General features: G+C 55.8%; 20 protein-coding genes. 17 read left to right on the forward strand and 3 right to left on the reverse strand.

Annotation, left to right across the window (positions count from 1 at the left end):
• Nucleotides 1-80: 80 nt before the first annotated feature.
• From QEH53_RS14865 to QEH53_RS14890, 6 genes are all read left to right on the forward strand, one after another.
• The gene (locus QEH53_RS14865; RefSeq protein ID WP_309024005.1) at nt 81-3,614 is read left to right on the forward strand and encodes a caspase family protein; all 3,534 of its coding nucleotides are present in this window, start codon (nt 81-83) and stop codon (nt 3,612-3,614) included.
• 76 nt (nt 3,615-3,690) lie between these two features.
• Nucleotides 3,691-3,822 carry a hypothetical protein gene (locus QEH53_RS14870; protein WP_309024006.1) on the forward strand — a complete coding sequence of 44 codons (132 nt, stop codon included), beginning with the start codon at nt 3,691-3,693 and terminating at the stop codon, nt 3,820-3,822.
• A 129-nt stretch (nt 3,823-3,951) separates the two neighbouring features.
• Nucleotides 3,952-4,296 (forward strand): hypothetical protein, encoded by a 345-nt coding sequence (locus QEH53_RS14875; RefSeq protein WP_309024007.1) that lies wholly within the window; start codon nt 3,952-3,954, stop codon nt 4,294-4,296.
• 240 nt (nt 4,297-4,536) lie between these two features.
• Nucleotides 4,537-4,899 carry a DMT family protein gene (locus tag QEH53_RS14880; RefSeq protein WP_309024008.1) on the forward strand — a complete coding sequence of 121 codons (363 nt, stop codon included), beginning with the start codon at nt 4,537-4,539 and terminating at the stop codon, nt 4,897-4,899.
• Between the two features lie 269 nt (nt 4,900-5,168).
• The gene (locus QEH53_RS14885; RefSeq protein ID WP_309024009.1) at nt 5,169-5,705 is read left to right on the forward strand and encodes a type VI secretion system tube protein Hcp; all 537 of its coding nucleotides are present in this window, start codon (nt 5,169-5,171) and stop codon (nt 5,703-5,705) included.
• A 37-nt stretch (nt 5,706-5,742) separates the two neighbouring features.
• Nucleotides 5,743-6,117: a hypothetical protein gene (locus QEH53_RS14890; protein ID WP_309024010.1), complete on the forward strand. Its 375-nt coding sequence runs from the start codon at nt 5,743-5,745 to the stop codon at nt 6,115-6,117.
• A 111-nt stretch (nt 6,118-6,228) separates the two neighbouring features.
• On the opposite strand, the gene acs is transcribed toward QEH53_RS14890, so the two are convergent.
• Nucleotides 6,229-8,172: an acetate--CoA ligase gene (acs, locus tag QEH53_RS14895; protein ID WP_309024011.1), complete on the reverse strand. Its 1,944-nt coding sequence runs from the start codon at nt 8,170-8,172 to the stop codon at nt 6,229-6,231.
• Between the two features lie 167 nt (nt 8,173-8,339).
• Here acs and rho point away from each other — a divergent pair, with 167 nt between their 5' ends.
• The 6 genes from rho (at nt 8,340) to QEH53_RS14925 (ending at nt 14,045) form a co-directional block, all read left to right on the forward strand.
• Nucleotides 8,340-9,515 (forward strand): transcription termination factor Rho, encoded by a 1,176-nt coding sequence (gene rho / locus QEH53_RS14900; RefSeq protein WP_309024123.1) that lies wholly within the window; start codon nt 8,340-8,342, stop codon nt 9,513-9,515.
• Nucleotides 9,516-9,659: 144 nt separating this feature from the next.
• On the forward strand, nt 9,660-11,426 hold the full coding sequence (locus QEH53_RS14905) for a hypothetical protein (RefSeq protein WP_309024012.1): 1,767 nt from the start codon (nt 9,660-9,662) through the stop codon (nt 11,424-11,426).
• Between the two features lie 229 nt (nt 11,427-11,655).
• The gene (gene hisF / locus QEH53_RS14910; protein WP_309024013.1) at nt 11,656-12,411 is read left to right on the forward strand and encodes an imidazole glycerol phosphate synthase subunit HisF; all 756 of its coding nucleotides are present in this window, start codon (nt 11,656-11,658) and stop codon (nt 12,409-12,411) included.
• 156 nt (nt 12,412-12,567) lie between these two features.
• Nucleotides 12,568-13,059, forward strand: a complete 492-nt coding sequence (locus QEH53_RS14915; RefSeq protein WP_309024014.1) for a hypothetical protein — start codon at nt 12,568-12,570, stop codon at nt 13,057-13,059.
• A gap of 94 nt (nt 13,060-13,153) precedes the next feature.
• On the forward strand, nt 13,154-13,531 hold the full coding sequence (locus QEH53_RS14920) for a VOC family protein (protein WP_309024015.1): 378 nt from the start codon (nt 13,154-13,156) through the stop codon (nt 13,529-13,531).
• A 187-nt stretch (nt 13,532-13,718) separates the two neighbouring features.
• Nucleotides 13,719-14,045 (forward strand): YciI family protein, encoded by a 327-nt coding sequence (locus tag QEH53_RS14925; RefSeq protein WP_309024016.1) that lies wholly within the window; start codon nt 13,719-13,721, stop codon nt 14,043-14,045.
• Between the two features lie 499 nt (nt 14,046-14,544).
• Here the strand turns inward: QEH53_RS14925 and QEH53_RS14930 are convergent, their stop codons facing one another.
• The gene (locus tag QEH53_RS14930; protein ID WP_309024017.1) at nt 14,545-16,350 is read right to left on the reverse strand and encodes an FAD/NAD(P)-binding protein; all 1,806 of its coding nucleotides are present in this window, start codon (nt 16,348-16,350) and stop codon (nt 14,545-14,547) included.
• Nucleotides 16,351-16,772: 422 nt separating this feature from the next.
• Between QEH53_RS14930 and QEH53_RS14935 the strand changes: the two genes are divergently transcribed.
• On the forward strand, nt 16,773-17,483 hold the full coding sequence (locus tag QEH53_RS14935) for a hypothetical protein (RefSeq protein ID WP_309024018.1): 711 nt from the start codon (nt 16,773-16,775) through the stop codon (nt 17,481-17,483).
• A 21-nt stretch (nt 17,484-17,504) separates the two neighbouring features.
• On the opposite strand, the gene mtaB is transcribed toward QEH53_RS14935, so the two are convergent.
• A complete protein-coding gene (mtaB, locus tag QEH53_RS14940; protein ID WP_309024019.1) occupies nt 17,505-18,839 on the reverse strand; it encodes a tRNA (N(6)-L-threonylcarbamoyladenosine(37)-C(2))-methylthiotransferase MtaB in 1,335 nt (444 codons plus the stop codon).
• Between the two features lie 142 nt (nt 18,840-18,981).
• On the opposite strand from mtaB, the gene QEH53_RS14945 reads away from it, so the two are divergent.
• Genes QEH53_RS14945 through QEH53_RS14960 form a run of 4 tightly spaced genes read left to right on the forward strand, consistent with a single transcriptional unit; the run spans nt 18,982 to nt 21,783 of the window.
• Complete coding sequence (locus QEH53_RS14945) at nt 18,982-19,755, forward strand: type II CAAX endopeptidase family protein (protein WP_309024020.1); 774 nt, start codon at nt 18,982-18,984, stop codon at nt 19,753-19,755.
• Nucleotides 19,752-20,732 (forward strand): thiamine-phosphate kinase, encoded by a 981-nt coding sequence (locus QEH53_RS14950; RefSeq protein WP_309024021.1) that lies wholly within the window; start codon nt 19,752-19,754, stop codon nt 20,730-20,732. The genes QEH53_RS14945 and QEH53_RS14950 overlap by 4 nt, the downstream gene beginning before the upstream one ends.
• Entirely contained in the window at nt 20,716-21,147 is a 432-nt protein-coding gene (tsaE, locus tag QEH53_RS14955) for a tRNA (adenosine(37)-N6)-threonylcarbamoyltransferase complex ATPase subunit type 1 TsaE (RefSeq protein WP_309024022.1), read from the forward strand. The genes QEH53_RS14950 and tsaE overlap by 17 nt, the downstream gene beginning before the upstream one ends.
• 42 nt (nt 21,148-21,189) lie before the next feature.
• Nucleotides 21,190-21,783 (forward strand): class I SAM-dependent methyltransferase, encoded by a 594-nt coding sequence (locus tag QEH53_RS14960; protein WP_309024023.1) that lies wholly within the window; start codon nt 21,190-21,192, stop codon nt 21,781-21,783.
• The last annotated feature ends 11 nt before the right edge of the window (nt 21,784-21,794 follow it).

Raw genomic sequence — 21,794 nt, forward strand, 5'->3', positions numbered from 1 at the left:
AGCCCCATCCCCGTACGGGCGGTGCTTGCGCCGTCCCGCAGAGCCCACCATCACCCCCCCTACCGCTCCACTCTCCACCCATGACCCAAACCTTCCGCCAACTTCTGCTCCTCGCCCTCCTCGCGACTACGTCTCTCTCCGCCCAATTCGAAGAGCTCCTCGAAAACCCGGACCTCATCGAAAACTCCGAATTCGCCCCGCCGACCGAGCCGCCGACCGCCGAAACCATCGCTCCCAAAACTCCGGTCGGCCCGCCGCCCGCACCCCGCCTGCTCAGCTCCTCTCTCCATCGCGACCCAATCCTGCAGCTCGACGCCTCGCCGGACGGACGCTACCTACTCAGCTTCGATCAGCACGTATTGAAAATTTGGGACATCGAACAACGCGCCAATATCGCCACCTTCGAGCAAACGCCTAGCGGCTGGCGCTTCAACGACCTGCAAGTCATCATGGGAGCCTGGTTCACAGACACACCACGCCAAATCCTAGTCTGCACCAACCACGGCTTCACAATCTACGACGACTTCAACTTCTCCTCCGGCAAGCAAAGCCAATTCGAACCGACCGCCTACTACTTCAACGCCGCTGAACAAGCAGTCTACGTCGTCCGCTACCATACCAAATACAACAAACCCCAACTCACGCTCACACGCGTCGAACTCTCCACACGCGAGCGAAGCTACTCCCACACCCTCGACCTCTCCAAGGAAAACCTCGTCAAATCCGGGACTGCCATTACGCCGAGTAGTCGAAATTTCATTACCGTCGATCCCCAAGGCCGCTTCGCCTCCATTCGCTTCCAAGGCGAAAACCCGCTCCTTCTCGTCGACTTGGCAAACGGCGAAATCGCCGCCCGCGTCCCCGCCCAGCACGGCGCTCTCGGCTTCCTCCCCGACGGCCGCCTCATCGGCCACACCCGCGAGAGCAACCTCAATACCTACACCGTCGTCAACCCCGTCACTTTCCAAACCCAGCCCCTCTTCCAACTCGCCTCATCCTCGAACCTACCACCCAAACTCCCGACCCGCCTCGGCCAGCCTCTCCTTCTCGCCACCGGCTACGAATTCGCCGTCCACGACCTCGCCTCTCGCCAGACGACTCCCCTCCAGCGTCTCGAAAACCGCGTCACCGACGCATCCATCACCGTTCGCGAACCCAGTCGGACCACCACCCTCATCGCCCAATCAAACCGCCTAAGCGGCGACTACTCCCAAGCCACCGCCACCTACCTCGAACCCATCTCAATTCCCTCCGGCATTTTCGGCCAAGCATGGTCCGTCCCCACCTTCGCCCCCCACGACATCGCCGCTCGCCCCGACGACTTCGAACTCGCCATCCGCAGAGGCGCCGACGCCCGCATCGTCCGCTTCAACGAAGTCGGACTCGACATACAAAACGTCGATTTGCCTAGCGCTGCCCTCGGCCCCTTCACTCCCCTTTACGATTCAGCAAACGAAGATTGGCAGTTCCTCGGGAGCGACCAACCTCGCATCGCCTCACGGGCAGCCAAAGACTCAGCCTTCCAACTCTCCGCCCTCGGCCTCGATTTTTTCCAAAAGGAGGGCGACAACCGCCGTTTCACGCTGCGCAACACCCACTTCTACGACCTATCCCGCGACGGCCAAACCATCGCCCTTCACCATAACTCCGCCGTCACCGTCGCCGACCGACCCAGCGAAAAACGCATCGCCACCTTCCCCATCGACTCCCCGTATTCGTACGCCGACAACAACCAGCAACTCCTCGCCCTCTCGCCCGACGGACAGACCGTCGCCTTCGCCTACACGACTAAAACCGACAACGGATCCCTCGACATCGTCGAATGCCACGACGTATCCACCGGTAAACTACTCTGGAAAGCCCCCTGCGACAAACCCTTCGAAACCATCGATTTCCTTCGCTTCAGCGGCGACGGCCGCCTCCTCTATCTAAGAGGCCCTATCGGCGGCCCGACCGGCTCGAACTGGTTCAGCTCCCGCTTCGTCACCACGGGAGAGGTGAATTCAAAAATCGACTACACCTCCGCCCACCTCCAAGCCTACAACCGAGCGAGTACCCTCGTAGCCCAAGCCAGCTATAACAACATCACCCTAAAAACCCTTCCCGACGGGAAAGCGACCGCCTCTCTCGTCCTCGACTTCAAGCCCGCCACTCTTGCATTCATCGGCTCCGACAACTTCCTCGTCGCCACCTCCAACAACGACGAAACCCTCCGCCTCATCGACATCCGCGAACAAGCCGTCATAGCCGAAATAAAGCTCTTCGAAGACTCAAAGAAGTGGCTCGTACGCCATCCAGGCACCGGCCTCTTCACCTCCGAAACCTCCCTGCAGAAAGACCTCAAGTTCATCCAAGGCGAAACCATCACCCCGCTCGAATCCTACTTCGACCAATTCTACCAACCCCGCCTCCTCGGCTCCCTCGTCAAAGGCCTCTCGCCCAAGCCCACCATCCCGCTCAGCGATCTCAGCCTCGCCCCCAAGCTCACCCTGAAAATCGACGGCCCCGCCACCCGAGGGCTCACCGTCGAAGACGAATTCGAAACCTTCGAGCTCCCCACCCCAGAGGTCACCCTCAAGCTCGAAGCCACCTGCGAAGGCTCCCCCGTCGCCGACCTGCGCATCTACCACAACGGCAAGCTCGTATCCGGCGCCACCCGAGGACTCTTCGTCGAAGACGACGAGGACGAAGCCCCAGTTGACACCTTCACCAAATCCGCCACCCACACCTTTACGCTCACCCCTGGCAAAAACCGCTTCCGCGCCATCGCCATCAACCAGCAAGGCACCGAATCTGTCCCCGACGAAGTCATCGTCTACTCCGAAACCACCTCCCCCCAGAGCGAAGGCGGCATCGCCCTCCACTTTCTCGTAGTCGGCATCAACGAGTATCAAAATCCCCAATACAACCTCAACTACGCCCAAAAGGACGCCGCCGCCATAGAGGCCATCCTCGCCAAACGCTACGGACAGCTCTTCACCCGCCAAAACCGCTACGCCCTCTACAACTCCGAAGCCACCCGCGAAAACATCCTCGCCACCCTCGACACCATAAAGTCCGAAGCCAATCCCCGCGACGTATTCATATTCTACTACGCCGGCCACGGCGTTGTCTCCGAAGACGACGACCCCGAGTTCTTCCTCGCTCCCTACGAGATCACCCAGCTCTACGGAGAACGCCGCATTCTCCGCCAGCTTGGCATCTCCAGCGAGGAACTGCTCGCCTACTCCCGCAACATCTCCGCCCAAAAGCAGCTCTTCCTCCTCGACGCCTGCCAATCCGCCGGCGCCCTCAAAAGCCTCGCCGTGCGCGGTGCCGTGGAAGAACGCGCCATCGCCCAGCTCGCCCGCAGCTCCGGCACCCATTGGCTCACCGCCACCGGCAGCGAACAGTTCGCCACCGAGTTCGACAGCCTCGGCCACGGCGCCTTCACCCACGTAGTCCTGCAAGCCCTACAAGGTGCCGCCGACACCGGTGATGGCCTTGTCTCCGTCAACGAGCTCAAAGCCTACGTCGAAGTCCAAGTCCCCGAGCTCACCAAAAAAGAAAAAGGCGAAGCCCAATACCCCGTCACCTACGGCTACGGCCAAGACTTCCCCATAGCGCTCCCGTAGGGCGCGGGGTTTATCCCCGTCCCGCAAAGCCCAACATCGATCAACACCGCCCTTCGGCACAGCCATTTCCACCATCATGCAAAACCCACTCAACACCCTCGCCCTTCTCCTCTCCCTCGCTCTCTGCCCTCTCTCCCAAGCCCAATTCCAACCCTCCACCCCCTTCCTCCAACTCTCTCCCAACGAGCACGCAGCCGCGTTCCAGTAAGCTCTCGAAGCCAACCAAGACCGCCTCTCCGCCCACCTCGACGCCGTCGCCAAAAACTACAAGAAATTCAAACGCAACTTCACCACCGCCGAGCGCGACACCCTCATCGCCTACAACCGCCGCTTTCCCGTGGGCAGCCCCCACCACGAACGCGCCATGGCCGCCTTCGCCCGCGGCGAAGACCCCAGCGTCCTCGCCACCACTATCGCCAACGAAGAAGCCCTCTGGCAAAGAGCCATGCAGTTCCAAGCCGAACTCGAACGCCAGCTTGAGCAGCAATGGATCGAAGCCCAAGCCCCAGTGAAGGAACCGACTTGGTGGGAATCCTACAGCTCCCAGTATCCAAACGGTCGCTACGATAGCCAGGGCTCCACTGGTGGCAGCTCAACCCAGCAAATGCGCAACTACCGCCGCGAGCTAAACAACAAGATCTACAGCACCGGCCGCAACTACGGCAAACAGTACCAACTCTAGTCTCGAAACCACGCAAAATACCAACCCAAAACGTCCAAGTAGCACACCCGTAGGGCTCAACCGCTGCGGGACGGGCGTAAAGCCCGTGCCCTACCTCCATCCCGAGCGGAGCTCGCGCCGGCCCGCAAAGCCCGTCATCCGTAGGGCGCGGGGTTTATCCCCGTCCCACAGTTCCCTCCTTTCATTCAAATCGTTTTCCTAAACCTGCAATTTCGTCAATCTGACTAACCTGCCTTTCCTATGCGTTCCGCTTCTATCGCCATCCTGATGCTTGTTTGTTCGAACGTCTTCATGACCTTCGCCTGGTACGCGCATCTCAAGAATCTCTCCGCCAAACCTTGGATTATCGCTGTATTCATAAGTTGGGGAATCGCCTTCTTCGAATACTTGCTGCAAGTCCCTGCCAATCGCATCGGCTACCAGACCCTAAACCTTGGACAGCTCAAGATTCTGCAAGAATGCATAACGCTGGCGGTCTTCGTTCCCTTTGCTGTCTTTTACATGAAAGAAAACCTCCGCCTCGATTTCCTTTGGGCAAGCATATGCCTAGTCGGAGCCGCCTTCTTCATCTTTCGCCCGGAGATAACACGCTGGCTCAGCTGATTCTCGCACCCCAGATGCTTTAGCAGCCATCCTTCTATGACGGTTTGCTGCCTCCGGCTCATGCTGGTACCCGATCCCGATAAAACCATGTCCAATCGGTCACTGGATGGGTACTGAGTGTAGAGCTCGTAGAGGCAATCATCTAAGCCCAGCATAGAGTTGATCTGCGGAAAAATACGCCGCCGTTTGACCTCTGCATCAAACTTACTTTAGTTGCCGGCGATGAATAGCCCTCCAAAAGCTCCGCCTAACCTCAACCCCATCTCGTCATGAAAAGGCGTTCTACTTACCTCGCAATATTGCTCACTCACCTCCTCGTCTGCACCGCCTTCGGAGCTGCCTATATGAAAGTCGATGGCATCAAGGGCGAATCGAAAAGCGCAGACCAGAAGGACTGGATAGATATCGTATCCGTTTCGGGACTCGTCTCTCCAAGAGACGCGGCCTCCGGCTTGGCTACCGGGAAACGGCAGCACAAGCCCATCACGATCGTCAAACAAGTCGACAAATCCTCCCCTCTCTTCCAAGCCTCGAGCGGAAACGTCCAGAACCCCTTGCACGAAGCGAAAAACAAGAAATCCGACAATCCGCTGCACGGAGTTAATGTCCTCAGCACCATCCGCGACGGCAACACGGAAACCATCACGCTCGGCTACACCTCCATCGATATCCTGACAAATACCGCGACCCCGAAACCGCTAAAGGCTAAAACAGTAAAAGCCACTAACTACAACTCGTCCCGCTCTAACAAAAACTCAAACTATAACCGGAACATTCAGCGGGCAGCGCTTCCGTATCCCTGCTGACGTCACGTTCGACCGCCTAATTTGCTCAAACCAGACAATGCCCTTCGAAAACACTTGGGACGACCGAGGCTATTATTCACGATTTTGGGGTATCGTACCGGAATGGGAAATCGACGCGATGAATCGCGAGTTCTCCGATGACCCACGCTGCGACACTGCACGCTACCAAATCTTCGACGGAACGGATATCGAAGCCTTCGCCGTAAGCGATAGAGAAATTAAGAGGATCGCCTCCAACGACATCGGCGTTGAGTCCTACTTGAAGAACATCTCTGTGGCCCTCGTAGGATCCAAACCCGAAATAAAGGCCGCGTACCAGCAATACGTCGAGACCTGCCAAAAGGTAAACAAAACCTGGACCTTCCGTATCTTCGACACCCTCGCCGAAGCCCGCCGATGGCTCCAACTCTGAGCTCCCCGATCGGCAAGCACCAAAACAGAATCCATCTGTATTCAAGTTCAACTACAAAGAAGGCGACACTCATAGCGTCGCCTTCGTAGTTAAATTTACGTTACAAGAAAGCTATCCTTCCTGCAAGGCCTTCACCACATTGAGGTCTTCCAAGGTCGTCGTATCCTGGTGAATCTCTTTGCCGGCAGCAATATCCTTGAGCAAGCGACGCATGATCTTGCCGCTACGCGTCTTGGGCAGCGCTGGAGCAAAGCGGACCTCGTCAGGCTTAGCAATCGCTCCGATCTCCTTGCCCACGTGCTCGCGCAATTCCCTGCGAAGCTCATCAGTCATCGCCACGCCTTCCTTCAGGGTAACGAAGCAAACGACCGCGCTTCCCTTGAGATCGTGAGGACGTCCTACCACCGCTGCTTCCGCAACGCCACCATGGCCCACCAAAGCGCTTTCCACTTCAGCCGTTCCAATGCGGTGTCCTGAAACATTCAATACATCGTCAATACGCCCGACGATCCAGAAATATCCATCCTTATCCTGTCTGCAGCCATCTCCACAGAAGTAGATTCCCTTGTATTCACTCCAGTAGGTTTCCTTGTAGCGCTTCTTGTCGCCATAGAGTCCACGGAGCATCGAAGGCCAAGGCTGGGTAAGAACCAGCTTGCCGCTTTCTCCTTTACGAACCTCATTGCCCTCGTCGTTGAAAACCTTCGGTACCACTCCAAAAAACGGCAATCCTGCAGAACCAGGCTTCGAGTAGTTTGCCCCTGGCAAAGTAGTAATCATGATACCACCCGTCTCCGTCTGCCACCACGTATCCACAATTGGGCACCGTCCGCCGCCAATTGTCTTGTGATACCACTTCCATGCCTCGGGATTGATCGGTTCGCCCACGGACCCAAGCAATCGCAGCGAGCTTAGGTCGTGCTTTTTTACATGCTGGTCACCCCACTTCATGAACGCGCGGATTGCGGTGGGGGCCGTATAGAAGATACTGACGCGGTGACGTTCTACGATATCCCAGAAACGATCGACTTCCGGATAGTTCGGGGCGCCTTCGTAGATGACATTTGTCGCGCCGTTGGAAAGGATTCCATAGGTCACGTAGCTGTGGCCGGTGATCCAACCGATGTCCGCGGTACACCAGTATGTGTCGGATTCTTTCAGATCAAAAACGTACTTTGAGGTGATAGTGGTCCCAAGCAGGTATCCACCGCTCGTGTGCAAAACTCCCTTGGGCTTTCCGGTACTTCCGCTAGTGTAGAGAATAAATAGCGGAGCCTCTGAATCGAAAGCCTTGGCCGTATGCTTGTGGCTCGCCTCGTTCATAAGGGTGTGGTACCATAGGTCACGTCCTTGCTTCATGGATACGCGACTACCGATACGCTTCACCACGACCACATTTGTGACGGTTGGGCATCCACTGACTGCCGCATCCACATTCTTCTTGAGGTCCACCACGGATCCACGACGCCAACCACCGTCCGCAGTGACGATGATCTTGGCTTGGCAATCGTTAACGCGGTCCTTGATCGACTCCGAGCTGAAACCACCAAATATAACCGTGTGCACCGCACCGATACGGGCGCTCGCCAGCATAGCGACTACCGCTTCACAAGTCATCGGCATATAAATTGCGATGCGGTCGCCTTTTTTGACTCCGAGCCCCTCCAACACGTTGGCAAACTTACAAACTTCGACGTGTAACTGCTTGTAGGTCAAAGTCTGCTGGTCCCCCGGCTCTCCTTCAAAGATCAGGGCAGCCTTGTTCTCTCTCGGGGTGCCCAAGTGACGGTCCACGCAATTCTCGCAAACATTTAGCTTGCCACCTACGAACCATTTAGCTTGGGGTTCTTTCCACTCGAGCGTCTTCTTCCAAGGCTTACGCCATTGAAGCAACTCTTTCGCTTGAGCGTTCCAAAACTTTTCGGGGTTTGCTACGGACTCATTGTACAGTCGTTTGTATTCGGCAGTACTGTTCACAGTAGCTTGCTTCCTGAATTCGGGCGACGGCGAAACTCTTTCGCTCTGGCTCGCGGTTGAAGTGGTCTTGTCTGGCACTTACTTGCTCCTCGTTTGTTGGGGTTAGGTATTTAAGGCAAAGCACGATACTGTCTCCGCCGGTCTTCGACGGTCAAGCTTTGGAACTCTATCAACAGACTCTCCTCACATTTTTTTCGATACGGATCCTCCGGCTGTAACCCCTTATCGCCTTCCGTATTTGGATTATTCACACGCAACAATTTACCAATATCGCCTTAATCCGCTCCGTCATGGACAACGAGAACGCGCAACAAGAAGAAACAATAACCGTCGAGGGTGTCCTCGAAGTCACCAAGAAGAAGACTGGCCAGCTGCTCGACCTGAGCAAGAACGGCCGTCAGCGCCCCACGGACCCATTCGTCCCCAAGGAACTTATTCGTCGCTTCAAATTGCGCAGCGGTAGCCATATCGTCGCTCAAGCCACCTCCGACCCTCGCTTCCAGAACCCAAAGGTTCGCTTCATCGAGCAAGTCGACGGCGTCTCGGTCGAGGAACGACGCAAGTTCCTCCCCTTCTCCCAACTGACGACCATCACGCCAGAGGAGCAGATCAAGCTCGAGACGGACAAGAAAAAGATGACCACCCGCTGCATGGACCTCTTTTGCCCGATCGGCAAAGGAACCCGCGGACTCATCGTAGCTCCTCCTCGCACCGGCAAGACGACTCTCCTCACTCACATCGCCCAGGGTATCAACGCCAACCACCCAGAAATCCACCTCATGGTGCTTCTCGTGGACGAGCGCCCGGAGGAGGTCACCGACTTCCGCCGCAACATAGACGCCGAAGTTTGGGCATCTTCCAATGACGAGGACCTGCCCAGCCACCTGCGCGTAGCCGAGCTCTGTATCGAACGTGCAAAATGTCTCGTGGAAACCGGCAAGGACGTCGTAATCCTGATGGACTCCATCACCCGTCTGGCCCGAGCCCACAACGCGGCCAGCAAGGGTAAGCGCACCATGTCAGGCGGTCTCGACGTACGCGCTCTCGAGAAGCCTCGCCAGATTTTCGCCGCCGCTCGCAACACCGAGGAAGCCGGCTCGCTCACCATCGTCGCCTCCGCTCTCATCGAGACCGGTAGCCGCATGGACGACATGATTTTCCAGGAATTCAAGGGAACCGGCAACATGGAGATGGTGCTCGATCGCAAGATCGCGGACATGCGCATCTACCCAGCCATGAACATAGCCACTTCCGGCACCCGCCGCGAAGAGTTGCTCATCCCCGAAGACGTGCTCGAAGGCATTCACTTCTTCCGCCGCGCCCTTGTGCAGCAGAAGCCAGAGGAAGCTGCCGAGACCATGATCACTCGACTCTCGAAAACCGATTCCAACCAGGACCTCCTCAACCTCCTTAATCGATAAATGCTACGAAATGGCAGATCTTTCGACAATAAGCTGCGCCAAACGCGCTTAAGCCTTGATCTGCCACGATTCGTCGCGTGAAAAAGAACGTTTCCTCTGCTCGCAGGACACAAGTGAGCACCACACCCGTTTCAAACAATATCAATGGATAGCTTCTCCGAACAGTGCCTCGACATGGCTCGCTCCATGCTCAGCCACAATTTGGATTCCATCAATCCTGATGGAACCATCACACCCGTCGAAGGTGAAGATTCTCGTCTAGACGAGTCCGGCCACGCCGCACTCGCCATAGGTGAGTTCTACCGCGCCACCGGAGAAACCGAGCTTGACGGCAAGGATCTCATCGACCTCGCCGCACGCTGCATCACAGCCCAGGCATTCCGCGACCCTCCGCAAGAGAACGGTCTCGCCTACGCAGCGCTCGCTTTGCTCTCGTTTGGTCCGTCTAAGGAGCGAAATCCCGTCTGGGAACGCCTCGTCGACGAAACCCGCGAAAACCTCGACCGTCTCCTGCTTAACCGCAGCGACTATAATAATCACTGGCAGTCTTTCAACGTCGCCAAGGCGGTTTGCCGTTTCTCACTTGGACTTTCCAAGAAGGATGAAACCGGTCGCCTCATCGAGCGCTTCCTCTCCCGGATCGAAGAAACCAGCTCTAATGGCTACTTCGACGACGTTGGCGACGAAGGTATCGGCGGTTCGTTCTCTCTCTACGGAGTCATGTCCTTCGTCTTCACTCGCCAAGCCCTTCAGCTGCACAGCAACCCCGGCCTCCGCGAGCGCAAGCTCCCCTCTCTCCGCACCTTCGCGGAAAAGTACATCAAGCTGCTTCCGGACATGGTCCGCGAAGACGGCCTCGGCTGGACTTGCTCCGAAAACGCCGGCGCCTACGGCCAGATGCACCTCATCTCACTGCTCCTTCAAGGCTTCCGCGATGGATGGGTACCCGATGACAAGCGTCCCAAGTACTTCGATCTGCTGCGTCGCCTCTTCTACTTTTTCTACGTCACCTACCTCGACCAAGAACACGGCTACCTCGTAGTCCGCGACGGCGAGCGTACCGCGTACCGCAACCACACCACCCGCATGGCGAACTTCGACGGAGCTCGCTACCTCAGCCAGTGGTCCCGCCTCTCCAAGCAGATCGATGCTCCCCCAGCATCAGCTCCCGAGCCATTCAAGTCCGGTTGCCGTTTCGTCATCTTCGACAAGTCCAACAAAAAAGAGCAAGGCCTCCTCCTCTACCGCAATGTAGAGTCCGGCCTGCAGGTACAGATGCCGCTCATGTCCAGCAACGGACACGCGACCGCAGACTGCCAAGCCTTCCCCCATTCGCCCGGCGTCTTCGATTGGCCAAACAGCCAGTACGCGCCGATCATGATTCCAGAGCTCACCGTAGGAGATAACGTCTTCGTTCCCTCCTACTACGGAAAGAAGTGCACCACCGGCCTCGGCTTCAAGCGCTCCTTCTACTTCCGCTACGAGCAACCAGAGTGGATCACCACCGACGAGAGAATGGTGCCTGGAATCGGAACCGTGAAGGTCAACTGGTCCTTCGTTGGCAACCAGATCTCCTGCGAATACATCTACAGCGTCAAGAATCAGGTCACCCTCGATCGCTTCCGCTACATGCTCGCAATCGCGTCGCCACACTCCGCTTACCGTCTCGAGACTTCGCCAATGCTCGGCGCTGAAGGCCTTCGTTGCTCCATCCAGAAGGACGACTTCCAAGGCACTTGGAAGGAAACCGAGGTAGTTACCAACGACAGCGCCTACCGCACCAACTACGGCAACCTGCACTACTTGCAAATTCTCGAACGCGATCATCCGCTGATCATGCGCCCGGGACAAACCTACCGCTTCGCCGCAACCTTCGATCCCGATATCATCGCGATCGGTGACGCCGAGTAAGTACAATTTGGCCAAAAGGCGACTCCATCAGGGAGTCGCCTTTTTTGTGTGGCAGGCTAGGTCGAGGAAACAGTCAAAGGTCCACAGAGCCCATAACAGGATGGACCAATTCCACCCGGACCGCACTGCAGAAGAGGCCACACCACTAAGCAGGCATTGAACAATTTTTATTGTCCCACAAACCAAACCTCCCAGTGTTCAGCCCTCACCCTCCACAACTTCCACCACCGTGCTAGCCAAACGCATCATTCCTTGCCTCGACGTCCATGCCGGCCGCGTCGTCAAAGGCGTTAAGTTCAAAGAGCTTCGCGACGCGGGCGATCCCGTCGAATCCGCGAAAGCATACGACCAGCAAGGTGCCGACGAACTCGTATTCCTCGACATCACAGCTTCCTCCGACGAACGCCAAATTATGCGCGACGTCGTCGAACGGACCGCCTCTGAGTGTTTCATGCCGCTCACTGTTGGCGGAGGACTTCGCACCGTCGACGACATCACCAAGATGCTGCACTCCGGAGCCGACAAGGTTTCGCTCAACACGGCTGCTATCAACAACCCAGACCTCATCTTTCAGTCTGCACGAAAGTTCGGCAACCAATGCATCGTACTCGCCATCGATGCCAAGCGCGACGGCGACTCTTGGCGCGTGTTCACCCACGGTGGACGAAACCCGACTCCGCTCGACGCCATCGAGTGGGCCAAGAAAGCGGTATCGCTCGGTGCGGGTGAAATTTTGCTTACGAGCATGGACGCCGACGGAACCCTAGCTGGCTACGACTGTGAGCTCACTCGCCGCATCTCCGAGTCAGTCGAAGTGCCAGTCATCGCATCTGGAGGAGCCGGCAACCTCGACCACATGGTCGACGTCCTCAACAAGGGAAAAGCCTCCGCCGTGCTCGCCGCCTCGATCTTCCACTTCGGCACCTACACCATCAAGCAAGCGAAGGAACACCTCGCCGCCGCCGGCCTACCAGCCCGCCTCTAAATTGGCCAAATACGGACCCAAAGGTCTCTCATCTACCAGAAGATCTAAGAGACTGCCCGTAAGGTTGACGAAAACCGCTGACGCAGGTCCATTTTTCGTCTGAATAAGTTCAATTTCCACTTTCGATAATTCCGTTTTTGGATACGATAAATTCCGATGATTCTTGGGCAGCTCATCCAGACTGGGCGACACTTTTGCGAGTGCCGCTCTCACGATTTCATTCCGAAATCCGAAGAGACCGTCGTTGTGATCTCCTATACCATCCACGATCAGTTCAAAGCCCATTCGTTTGACACCGACCTCCTAGACATCAAGAGAGCAATCAAGTCTTGGCTCTTCCAAGTCGAGGCAGTTGGCTACCTGCTAATCCGCCGCAAGCTTCACGGAGCACAGAGAGAATTCCCATCTCCTATTGGCCGCCTCCCCATGGACCGAGTCACCCTCACAGCTGCGACTCAACACGATTTCAAGGTCGTCTCTTTCTATCTCGAAAAAGTGACCGAACTGGATTCATTCAGACTTGTCCCGACCAAAAGCCCTGAGGCCATTTCCGAGGAGACTCGGTATAATTTGTTCCGCTTCCGAGAGTTTCAAAGAGTGGAAGATCCTCGTGCGCTCTCTTTCGAGTTTGAGGAATTCGCGAAATAGCGGCCACTGACTAGCAATCGGTTAAAGGGATAATCCGTAGCGATACAGATACAGGCTTGGCCTAAGCCATACCGCCCTCAATAACAGAAATTCTATGATTAAATTCCTCCACACTCGCGTACGCGTAGCTGACCTACAAAAGTCCCTCGACTTCTACTGCAAACACTGCGGCTTCGAAGTGTTCAAAGGACCCAACACCAGCCCGCAAGGCAACCAAATCGTCCACCTCCAGCTCCCGGGCAACGATCACATGCTCGAGCTCACCTACTCGCCCGACTTCAAGGTCGAGTTCCCTGAAGACCTGATGCACACCTGCATCGGCGTAGACGACATCAAAGCCTTCTGTCAAAAGCTCGAGGACGACGGCGTCGAAGTCTGGCCCGAAAACTGGAAGGAAAAGGAAGATTTCTCCATGGCCTTCATCACCGATCCCGACGGCTACGAAGTCGAAATCTTGCCCAACCAACGCTGAGCGAGACACCTCGACGCGACTCAACACCACTTCCCCCGAAGGCTGCGACTCCCATCGCAGCCTTTTCCTTTTCCCCATGCTCCCCAGAAACGTTTCGAAAAAATGCCCCCCCTGTGTCCAATTTACTCATCCCTAGCCTACATCCTATGTCGGCACCTTAATCCGGCATAACTTAAACCCCAAAAAAATGCCTAAAAAGAACTATCTATGCATCCAACGAAGTGCCTCCCAAGAAGGCTGTGAACCACCCTCGCCCAGCGATATGGAAAAAATGTACGCTGTCTTCAACGAGTGGCGGGAAAAGTTCAGCGACAACCTAGTCGATCTTGGCGGCGGCCTCAGCGGCACCGGCCGCGTCGTTTCCTTGGAAAAAACGATCGATGGCCCATTCGTCGAATCTAAGGAAGTCGTCGGCGGCTACATGGTGATATCCGCAGAAAGCTACGAAGAAGCCATCGAAGTCGCTAGCATGTCCCGGAGTCTGCGCACCTGGCTCCTCCGTCGAGATCCGTGAAATCACCACGCCTTGAGCCACTCTGCAGATCTAAACAACCTCTTCCAGCGGGAATACGGAAACGTCGTTTCCCTCCTCGCCGGGGAAAATAGGCGTCGCTCGCATCATCGATATCGAGTACGCCGTCCGAAACGCCCTCTTCGCAGCCGTGCGAATCTGGCCCGCTCCCATCCCTCATGCGGACTCGTTCTTCTAGAAGATCAAGACCGTGCGTCCTGGAACCAACAGTAAATCCACAACGGAATCCACTGGCTCTCTAAATTCGCAGAAGGAAACGAATTCTCACGCTATCACGCCGAACACTGCCTCGCCCCATCATTCAATTCCACACGTTGGGACCGTATCGTCCATTGCTACGATGCACTCAAAAACGTATTCCCACCTCCAATACACGTATTAAACCGAGCTATCGCCATAGCAAAGGCACAAAGCCGTCGTGTGCTTCGCACCTCTCCGCGACTGCCTGAGCGAAAGTTTCCCAACAACCAAGACAGCTTCCTCACCCAATTGCCTCGTAGCTCTTCGAGGCAGACTCCACCGTTCCGTCTACGCCGACCGAACGGGCCTCTATGACCCAACCTTCGACGAGCACTGCGCTCGTGGCGTTGCAAGCTTGCAGCCCGTAGGAGTAAGGCCTTAGCCCGCTAACGTGCGAAAAGGCTATGTCAAAAACCTGAGAGCTGCGGCACCCGTTATCGTCAATCAGCGCATAGTATCCGTCGACGTCGAGCCCTCCGAGAGCGTAAGTGAGCACCCCTCTTTTCGTCACGATCAAATGCTCCTTCTCGCCCCCTTGCAAATCAGCGATCGCCCGCTCCGGATACTGAAAGCCTGCCCTCGCCTTCCTTGCGAAACCCAAGGCAATCAAGGACTGGAATGGAAGATCCTCGATTTCCAATGGCTTCTGCCCGCTGCAGTCTACAAACATTGGATACTCGAAGACACGCCCTTCCCCCTCTCCGACTTCGAGCCGCGCTAGGCCCGCTCCTGAGTCGTCGTGGCGAACCCGAACTGGCCCCCCCACGAGCTCCAACTTTCCCGCGCGATGCAGTGCGAGCAGCATGCGAGCCGACGGCAACGGCATAGCAGCTACGACATTCAGGAGAAAAGACATCAAGTGGCGACGCACGAAGATGTGATCCTCTGCCGGCAGAAGCTCCGCATGGAAATTCAGAGTATACACCAGGTCGTCGAGAACCTCTTTCCAATAAACTGGCTGAGCCCGCCGCTCCAAAGACTCCGCCTCCCGAAGCTCTTCTTCCAGTCCGCTAAAAGGATCCACGTACAGATGCTCTTCAGACATCAACTCGATGAAGTCCAAAAACGTAAATTCCGGCTGTCTCAAACGTTTAACTACATCGCCACGATCATCCTTACGAAACGCATCCATAAACGCCGGCTTGCATACCTTTTCGAAATAGGTGCTCAAGCGAAGGAATCCATCGGGCTGCCTGAGAGCCAGCAATGCGTCGCGCGTGACGTGACGATAGATCTCCCGCAAAGCATTGACTTGCTCGAACTGGACGTGAGGTAGCCGTCCACTCGCGCTGTGCATAACTAGCTTAAACTTTTCCGTACCCGCCGCCGGGAGATAAACCAAACGATCCCCATCCTCCACAAACGTTCCGTGGCGTTGCGAAAGGGAGGCGATGACATCGAAAGCGCTCAACGACGAGCCAAGCGTACCCACCGTATAATTACAAAAAGCTCCCGGAGCCGGTAGCAACTTAGCGATAGGCCATGGCGAAGCGTAGAAGCCCTTGTCCTGACAATCCTCTTCCTCCCAACCGTGGCCAGTCGCGATAACCACTCTATCGAAATCAGGAAAGCAACCTAGGGCCGTGACGATGGTCACTCCATCAGCCTCCGATAACGTCAGGTCCGTCACTTCGCAACTCGCGTACTCCAGTATCGAAACGCCCAGCGACCTAAAGCGTTCGAGCAAGGTCCGATATTGAGCATTCAAGTAGCGGCCCAAGGTCAGCCTGCTGTAAATTTCCGACTCGGAAATCGCTTCGCTGCGAATCCCTAACTCGTCCAGATCAGCCTTGTTCTGCCGCCGTAACCATTCCACCAGCGTTTCGGGCAACTCCGGGAATTCCTCGGACGAAATATTCGACAGGTTATAGCGGTCCGTAAATTGCGGATTGTAGGGCATGCCCATCCCCAAAATAACGCTCTTCTCGAAAATCGCGATTACCTCGAGCTGAAGGCGCAGCTGGCTAGGCGCATCCAGTAAGTGTTTAAGGACGAAGATCGTCGACGCTCCGCAGCCGACAATCGCGAGCCTACGAAATGGTTTCATACTTTAGTTTGTAAGGATAGCCCGAGCGTCTAACTGTTAATGACTTGCTCCGAGCAGTATCCGTTGGCGGGCCCATTGCATTTGACGCGCCAGCCGACCCGTCGACTCGAGAAATAAATCGAACCGAACCCTAGCGGGTTAAGACACCGGGGCGCCTGAGCAAACACTAGCCTTCAGTCAAATAGCTCAACCAACTTTCCTTCGACCGTGTCGGCGGCGAGCTTTCTCAGCTTCACCCGTTCGCATCGATTAGAGGCATCAAGGTCTTCTACCAAAAGCTAGAGGGCGACGGGGTCGAAGTCGAAATCTTGCCCAACGAAAGGTAGCTGCAGCTAACAGGCAAAAACTTTCGAAGCGCCGGCCTCAAAGCCACCGCTTTCATTTTTTCTAGCGCTGTCCTCCAAAGGTTGGTTCATTCATGCATGGATTGGATATTGGTCGTAGGCATTGCTTGGGCAGCTGGACTAGCAATGCCGCTCGGAGCCTTTTTCGCTCAAATCGAACACATAGGCCCGAACTGGTTGGAAAATGAATTCCGCCACGGAGTCATTGCCTTCGGAGCTGGAGCCCTGCTCTCCGCCGTTGCCCTGGTACTCGTTCCCGAAGGAAGCCAAGCATTCTCCCCGATACCGGCGAGTCTCTGGCTACTTTTTGGCGCTGTTTCACTGATGGGTCTCGACACGTTTCTAAGCCGCAAGAAGTCAGCCCTCGGCCAGCTCGTCGCCATGCTAACCGACTTCCTTCCCGAGGCAATCGCGCTTGGAGCCGCCTTTGCACATGGGTCCTCCTCAAGCTTCGTTATCGCTCTGATGATCGGACTTCAAAATCTACCAGAAGGTTTCAACGCATTCCGTGAGATGCGTAGCAACACCAGCTTGTCGAAAGGAAAGATAACGCTAGCCTTCCTATGCATGTCTCTGCTCGGCCCTGCCGCCGCTGCCTTGGGCTACGGCTTACTCTCCAAAGATCCGCGTCCGGTCGCAGCTATCGAACTGTTCGCTGCAGGGGGAATCTTGTACCTGATTTTCCAGGACATCGCACCCCAAGTACGCATAGAGCGCAAGTGGGCACCTCCCCTTGGCGCAGTTCTTGGATTTTCACTCGGCCTCCTCGGACACCTCTATGCCACCTGAAAGGGCGCTGAAGAACTCCCTTCAATCCAGCACCTCCAGTAACTCCCCTTCCACATAATCCGCTGCCACACGAGTTAGCCGTACTCGCCCGCAGCGATTTGCCAAGTCGACACCCTTTTCCTCGGCTAGATAACCGAACCTCGGGACCACTACGCGAATGTAGTTATCCGTATAGGATGGCCAGCTGTCCGGCTTTGGATTCTCGAAAAGTACTCGCATCTCTTGTCCCAAGTAGCGCTCGTACATGTCATATCGCTTTTTTGACGACAAGCGTCTCAAGTAGGCACTGCGACGCGCCCGCTCCGGGATATCGATTTGATCCGCTCGACGAGCTGCCATCGTTCCTCGGCGCTCCGAGTAACTGAACACGTGGCAAAAATCGAATGGGTTTTCCAAAAACACGCTGCAAGTTTCCTGGAAGTCGTTCTCCGTTTCTCCGGGGAAACCGACCATAATATCGGAGCCGATGTAGACGTCCGGCACGCTATCATGGGCGAGATGCAAGAACTCTAAGTATTCAGAAATCGTATACCGGCGCCTCATTTCCTTAAGAACCTTGTCGCAACCGCTCTGTAAGGGTATGTGAAAAAACGGCAGCAGCGCATGCTGCGGGTCATTCATCAATCCGAAAAGCTCAGTCGGAATCGTGGTCGGCTCGATGCTGCTGATACGGATTCGGTCGATACCTTCGATCGCGTTTAGCCCTTCCAGCACCTTCAGCAAATCGCCGTCTTCGGTATGGTAGGTACCAATGTTTACTCCTGTGATCACGATCTCGCGAATCCCTTGAGAAGCCTTTAAGCGAGCCTCCTTTAACAAGTTTCCCAGATCCCGGGCCCGGGCCGCGCCTCGAGCAAACGGGATGATGCAAAAGCTGCACACGAAGCTGCAACCATCCTGGACCTTCAAATTTGCCCTCTGGTTGAAAGGAACGTCTCCGAAATTGTGGATCGAGAAATCCGCCTGGGAAATCTTTTCGCGCACGATCACCGGCTTCTCGTTTTTCTCCTGCCCGATGTAGTCGATCACGCTTAGCTTCTCCTGATTCCCGATAATCAAGTCTACACCGCCTATCTCAGAGATTTCTTTCGCGCCCATCTGAGAATAACAGCCCACCACTGCGGTGTAAGCCTGCGGATTCTTGCGCACGAATTGACGGATCGTTTGCCGGCACTTGGAGTCTGCTAAGTTCGTCACTGTGCAAGTGTTGATTATTCCCAAATCCGCTTCTTCACCGAAGGGCACGATCTCGTAGCCTCGATTCTGCAACCCCTGCTCGATCAGCAAAGTCTCCGACTGGTTGAGGCGACAACCCAGCGTGTGCAATGACGCTCTTTTATTCTTGGCCTTTTCCATCACAAAAGATGGGTACCCAAAACCATCCCGCACAGATGTCATGCAAAATCCTTCACTCTAAGCGATCGCTCTTCACTTTTCTCATTTCGTGCTTTTCTCCTCGCCCCTTTCGAGGAAGCCGATTGCCTGAATCCTGCTTAATATGACAAGCGAAACACACGCAGAAACGATTCCCCTAGTCGAACGCAACTCCCTTCCCAAGTGGGAGATACGCGGCAGCGACTTCTGGGTGTTCGTAGCTCTCCTCTTTTCCTTCATGGGATTCTGCTCATTTCTCGGGGCGAAGATCGTCCAGTGGATTCTCTCGCCCGATCCAGATGCCGATCCGCCACTTTTGATCGCCCTCTCCGCCAACATTGGGATGCAAATCGGCATGCTCGTAGCTTACGTCGTCTTCAAACGCTTTACCGACGAAAAAGCTCTCGATCCTACCACCGCCAAAGCTGTCGAATTCCCCAAGGCCGTACTCATAGGCCTGAAATGGCTCCTCATCGCTTACCCGGTGATGATAGGCGTTAACCTCTTCTCCCGGATATTTCTAAACTCGCTCGGTTTCGAACAGGTCATCCAAGATCCCATCAAAATGGTCCAGGCAGGCGGTTCGGCAATTGAGCTCGCCTTGATGTACACTGTCATCGTCATCGTTGCGCCCGTTTGCGAGGAAGTCGCCTTTCGCGGAGGCATCTTTCGCTACCTTCACGGACGCATGCCCTTGTTTGCATCGATCGGTTTGTCGGCCTTCTTCTTCGCCCTCCTGCACGCCAACCTCTACTCCTTCGCACCCCTCATGACGATCGGCGTCATGCTTGCATTCGCCTACAGGGAGTCCGGCAACCTCGTTTCCAGCATCGCGTTCCACTCCGTCTTCAACTCGATCAACCTCGCACTGATCCTGCTATTCCCTGACCTAACGTGAACCCGTTCACCCGAGAGTCCAGCCGATCGATCGCTCATCTGGGCGAGACCCAGCTGATCGAAAACCTTCGTAGGTGGCTCGGCGACACCGCACCTCCTCCTCCCTTCGGCATGGGCGACGACTGCGCCGTCCTGCCCTCTACCGCAGAGGGTTCGCTGCAGCTCGTCACCGCCGACCCCTTAATCTACGGTAAACATTTCGACGACTCAATCACTCCCCAGCAAGCCGCATCGAAACTGCTTCGACGCAACCTGAGCGACATTGCCGCGATGGGCGGACGCCCGACCCACGCTGTAATCAGCCTCGCCCTCGACCCATCAGTATCCATTTCGTGGATCAAAGAGTTCTATATCGGCCTAGCGAAGGAGGCCCAGTTCTTCAGCACCAGGATCGTAGGTGGCGACATATCCAGCGCAGACAAGTTTCTGGGAGCCTTTCTCACACTCTACGGCGAAACACTTCCCAGCAATAAGCCACTGCTACGCCACGCCGCTCAGGCTGGCAGTCCCCTCTACGTCACCGGTACCCTCGGAGGTACCCGCCTCAAAAAGCACCACACATTCACGCCTCGCTTGATCGAGGGGCACTGGCTAGCCAACTCCGGACTCTGCCTCAGCTGCAGCGATCTAAGCGACGGGTTGGGCAAAGATTTTTTAAACGTCATCCCCACCCACCTCGCTTGCGAGATCGATTGCTCGCTACTCCCAGTATCTCAGGACGCCTTCGAAACAGCCACCATCTCAAATCGAGATGCACTGTATCACGTTTTCAACGACGGCGAAGACTTCGAACTAATCTTCGCGCTCAATCCCGGAGTCGACTTGACTTTCTTCGCCTCGAACTGGGGAAAATCCATCGACACTCCACTTACCCATATCGGTTACGCAATCGATCCTCCAGCGATGGGTTTGCCCAGTCTCATCCTCAAAAACGCTCCCCAAGGTTTCACTGCAACCGGCTATGAACATCTTAGATAGACTCAAGTCGGGCATCACCACCGATTCCGTCGAAGCGACTCACAAAATCGCCCACGAACTCGCGGAACACCTGCCAGACGAAGCCATACTCACCCTCGAGGGCGACCTCGGTGCTGGCAAGACAACATTCGTCAAAGGACTCGCTCATGCCTGGAGTATCCAAGAAGCGGTTACGAGTCCCACCTTTAACATTTACAACATCTACCAAGGCACGAGACAGCTCGCCCACATGGATGCTTATCGGCTCGAAGAGTCGCCCGATATCTGGGACGAACTCATGCTCGAGGAGCTGATCTACCCCCCATTCTGCCTAGCCATCGAGTGGCCCAGCAAATTACCTTTCATCCCTTGGCCCATCACCCACCGACTCCACCTCACTTCCGAAGGCCGAAAGCGAACGGTAAGTCTCCAATAAAAAGGTGGAACGACTTCTCCGAAGACGTTTCCTTTCCAACCTATGAACAAGTGGGACCAACGCTACTCATCCAAGGGTTTCGTTTACGGTACAGAACCTAACGACTTCCTTGCCGAGCAAGCGCACCGCATTCCCGCAGGCGCCTGCCTCTCCCTCGCCGACGGTGAGGGTCGCAACGGCGTTTACCTCGCCAGTCTAGGATACAAAGTCACCTCCGTCGACTCTTCTGAGGTCGGCCTCGCAAAAGCCCGCCAGCTCGCTGAACAAAAGGGAGTCGAGCTCTATACCGTTCATAGAGACCTAGCGGACTTTCAATTCGAGCCTTCAAGCTTTGCTGGAATCGTATCCATTTTCTGCCATCTTCCTCCCGCACTCCGCAAGGAGGTCTATCGCAAATCTGTCTCAGCTCTTCAGCCAGGAGGTGTCCTAATTCTCGAAGGTTACACGCCCGAGCAGCTCAGTAAAGGAACCGGAGGTCCTCCTACCCTCGATCTCCTTTTGAGCATCGACCAGCTAAAGCAAGACCTTGACGGCTTGGACTTCCTGGTCGCCCAGGAAACCGAGCGCGATATTCAGGAAGGCAACCTGCACACCGGCATCGGCTCAGTTGCTCAAGTCGTCGCTGTTAAAAGGTAGAGCGGGCTCCA

This window comes from Pelagicoccus sp. SDUM812002, assembly GCF_031127835.1.
In the GTDB taxonomy this organism is placed as follows: domain Bacteria; phylum Verrucomicrobiota; class Verrucomicrobiia; order Opitutales; family Opitutaceae; genus Pelagicoccus.

Excerpts from the sequence above, each read along its gene's own strand:
- QEH53_RS14865 (WP_309024005.1), top strand. The coding sequence starts at position 81 with ATGACCCAAACCTTCCGCCAACTTCTGCTCCTCGCCCTCCTCGCGACT.
- QEH53_RS14870 (WP_309024006.1), top strand. The coding sequence starts at position 3,691 with ATGCAAAACCCACTCAACACCCTCGCCCTTCTCCTCTCCCTCGCTCTC.
- QEH53_RS14880 (WP_309024008.1), top strand. The coding sequence starts at position 4,537 with ATGCGTTCCGCTTCTATCGCCATCCTGATGCTTGTTTGTTCGAACGTC.
- QEH53_RS14885 (WP_309024009.1), top strand. The coding sequence starts at position 5,169 with ATGAAAAGGCGTTCTACTTACCTCGCAATATTGCTCACTCACCTCCTC.
- QEH53_RS14890 (WP_309024010.1), top strand. The coding sequence starts at position 5,743 with ATGCCCTTCGAAAACACTTGGGACGACCGAGGCTATTATTCACGATTT.
- QEH53_RS14905 (WP_309024012.1), top strand. The coding sequence starts at position 9,660 with ATGGATAGCTTCTCCGAACAGTGCCTCGACATGGCTCGCTCCATGCTC.
- QEH53_RS14915 (WP_309024014.1), top strand. The coding sequence starts at position 12,568 with ATGATTCTTGGGCAGCTCATCCAGACTGGGCGACACTTTTGCGAGTGC.
- QEH53_RS14920 (WP_309024015.1), top strand. The coding sequence starts at position 13,154 with ATGATTAAATTCCTCCACACTCGCGTACGCGTAGCTGACCTACAAAAG.
- QEH53_RS14925 (WP_309024016.1), top strand. The coding sequence starts at position 13,719 with ATGCCTAAAAAGAACTATCTATGCATCCAACGAAGTGCCTCCCAAGAA.
- QEH53_RS14930 (WP_309024017.1), bottom strand. The coding sequence starts at position 16,350 with ATGAAACCATTTCGTAGGCTCGCGATTGTCGGCTGCGGAGCGTCGACG.
- QEH53_RS14935 (WP_309024018.1), top strand. The coding sequence starts at position 16,773 with ATGGATTGGATATTGGTCGTAGGCATTGCTTGGGCAGCTGGACTAGCA.
- mtaB (WP_309024019.1), bottom strand. The coding sequence starts at position 18,839 with ATGGAAAAGGCCAAGAATAAAAGAGCGTCATTGCACACGCTGGGTTGT.
- QEH53_RS14945 (WP_309024020.1), top strand. The coding sequence starts at position 18,982 with ATGACAAGCGAAACACACGCAGAAACGATTCCCCTAGTCGAACGCAAC.
- tsaE (WP_309024022.1), top strand. The coding sequence starts at position 20,716 with ATGAACATCTTAGATAGACTCAAGTCGGGCATCACCACCGATTCCGTC.
- QEH53_RS14960 (WP_309024023.1), top strand. The coding sequence starts at position 21,190 with ATGAACAAGTGGGACCAACGCTACTCATCCAAGGGTTTCGTTTACGGT.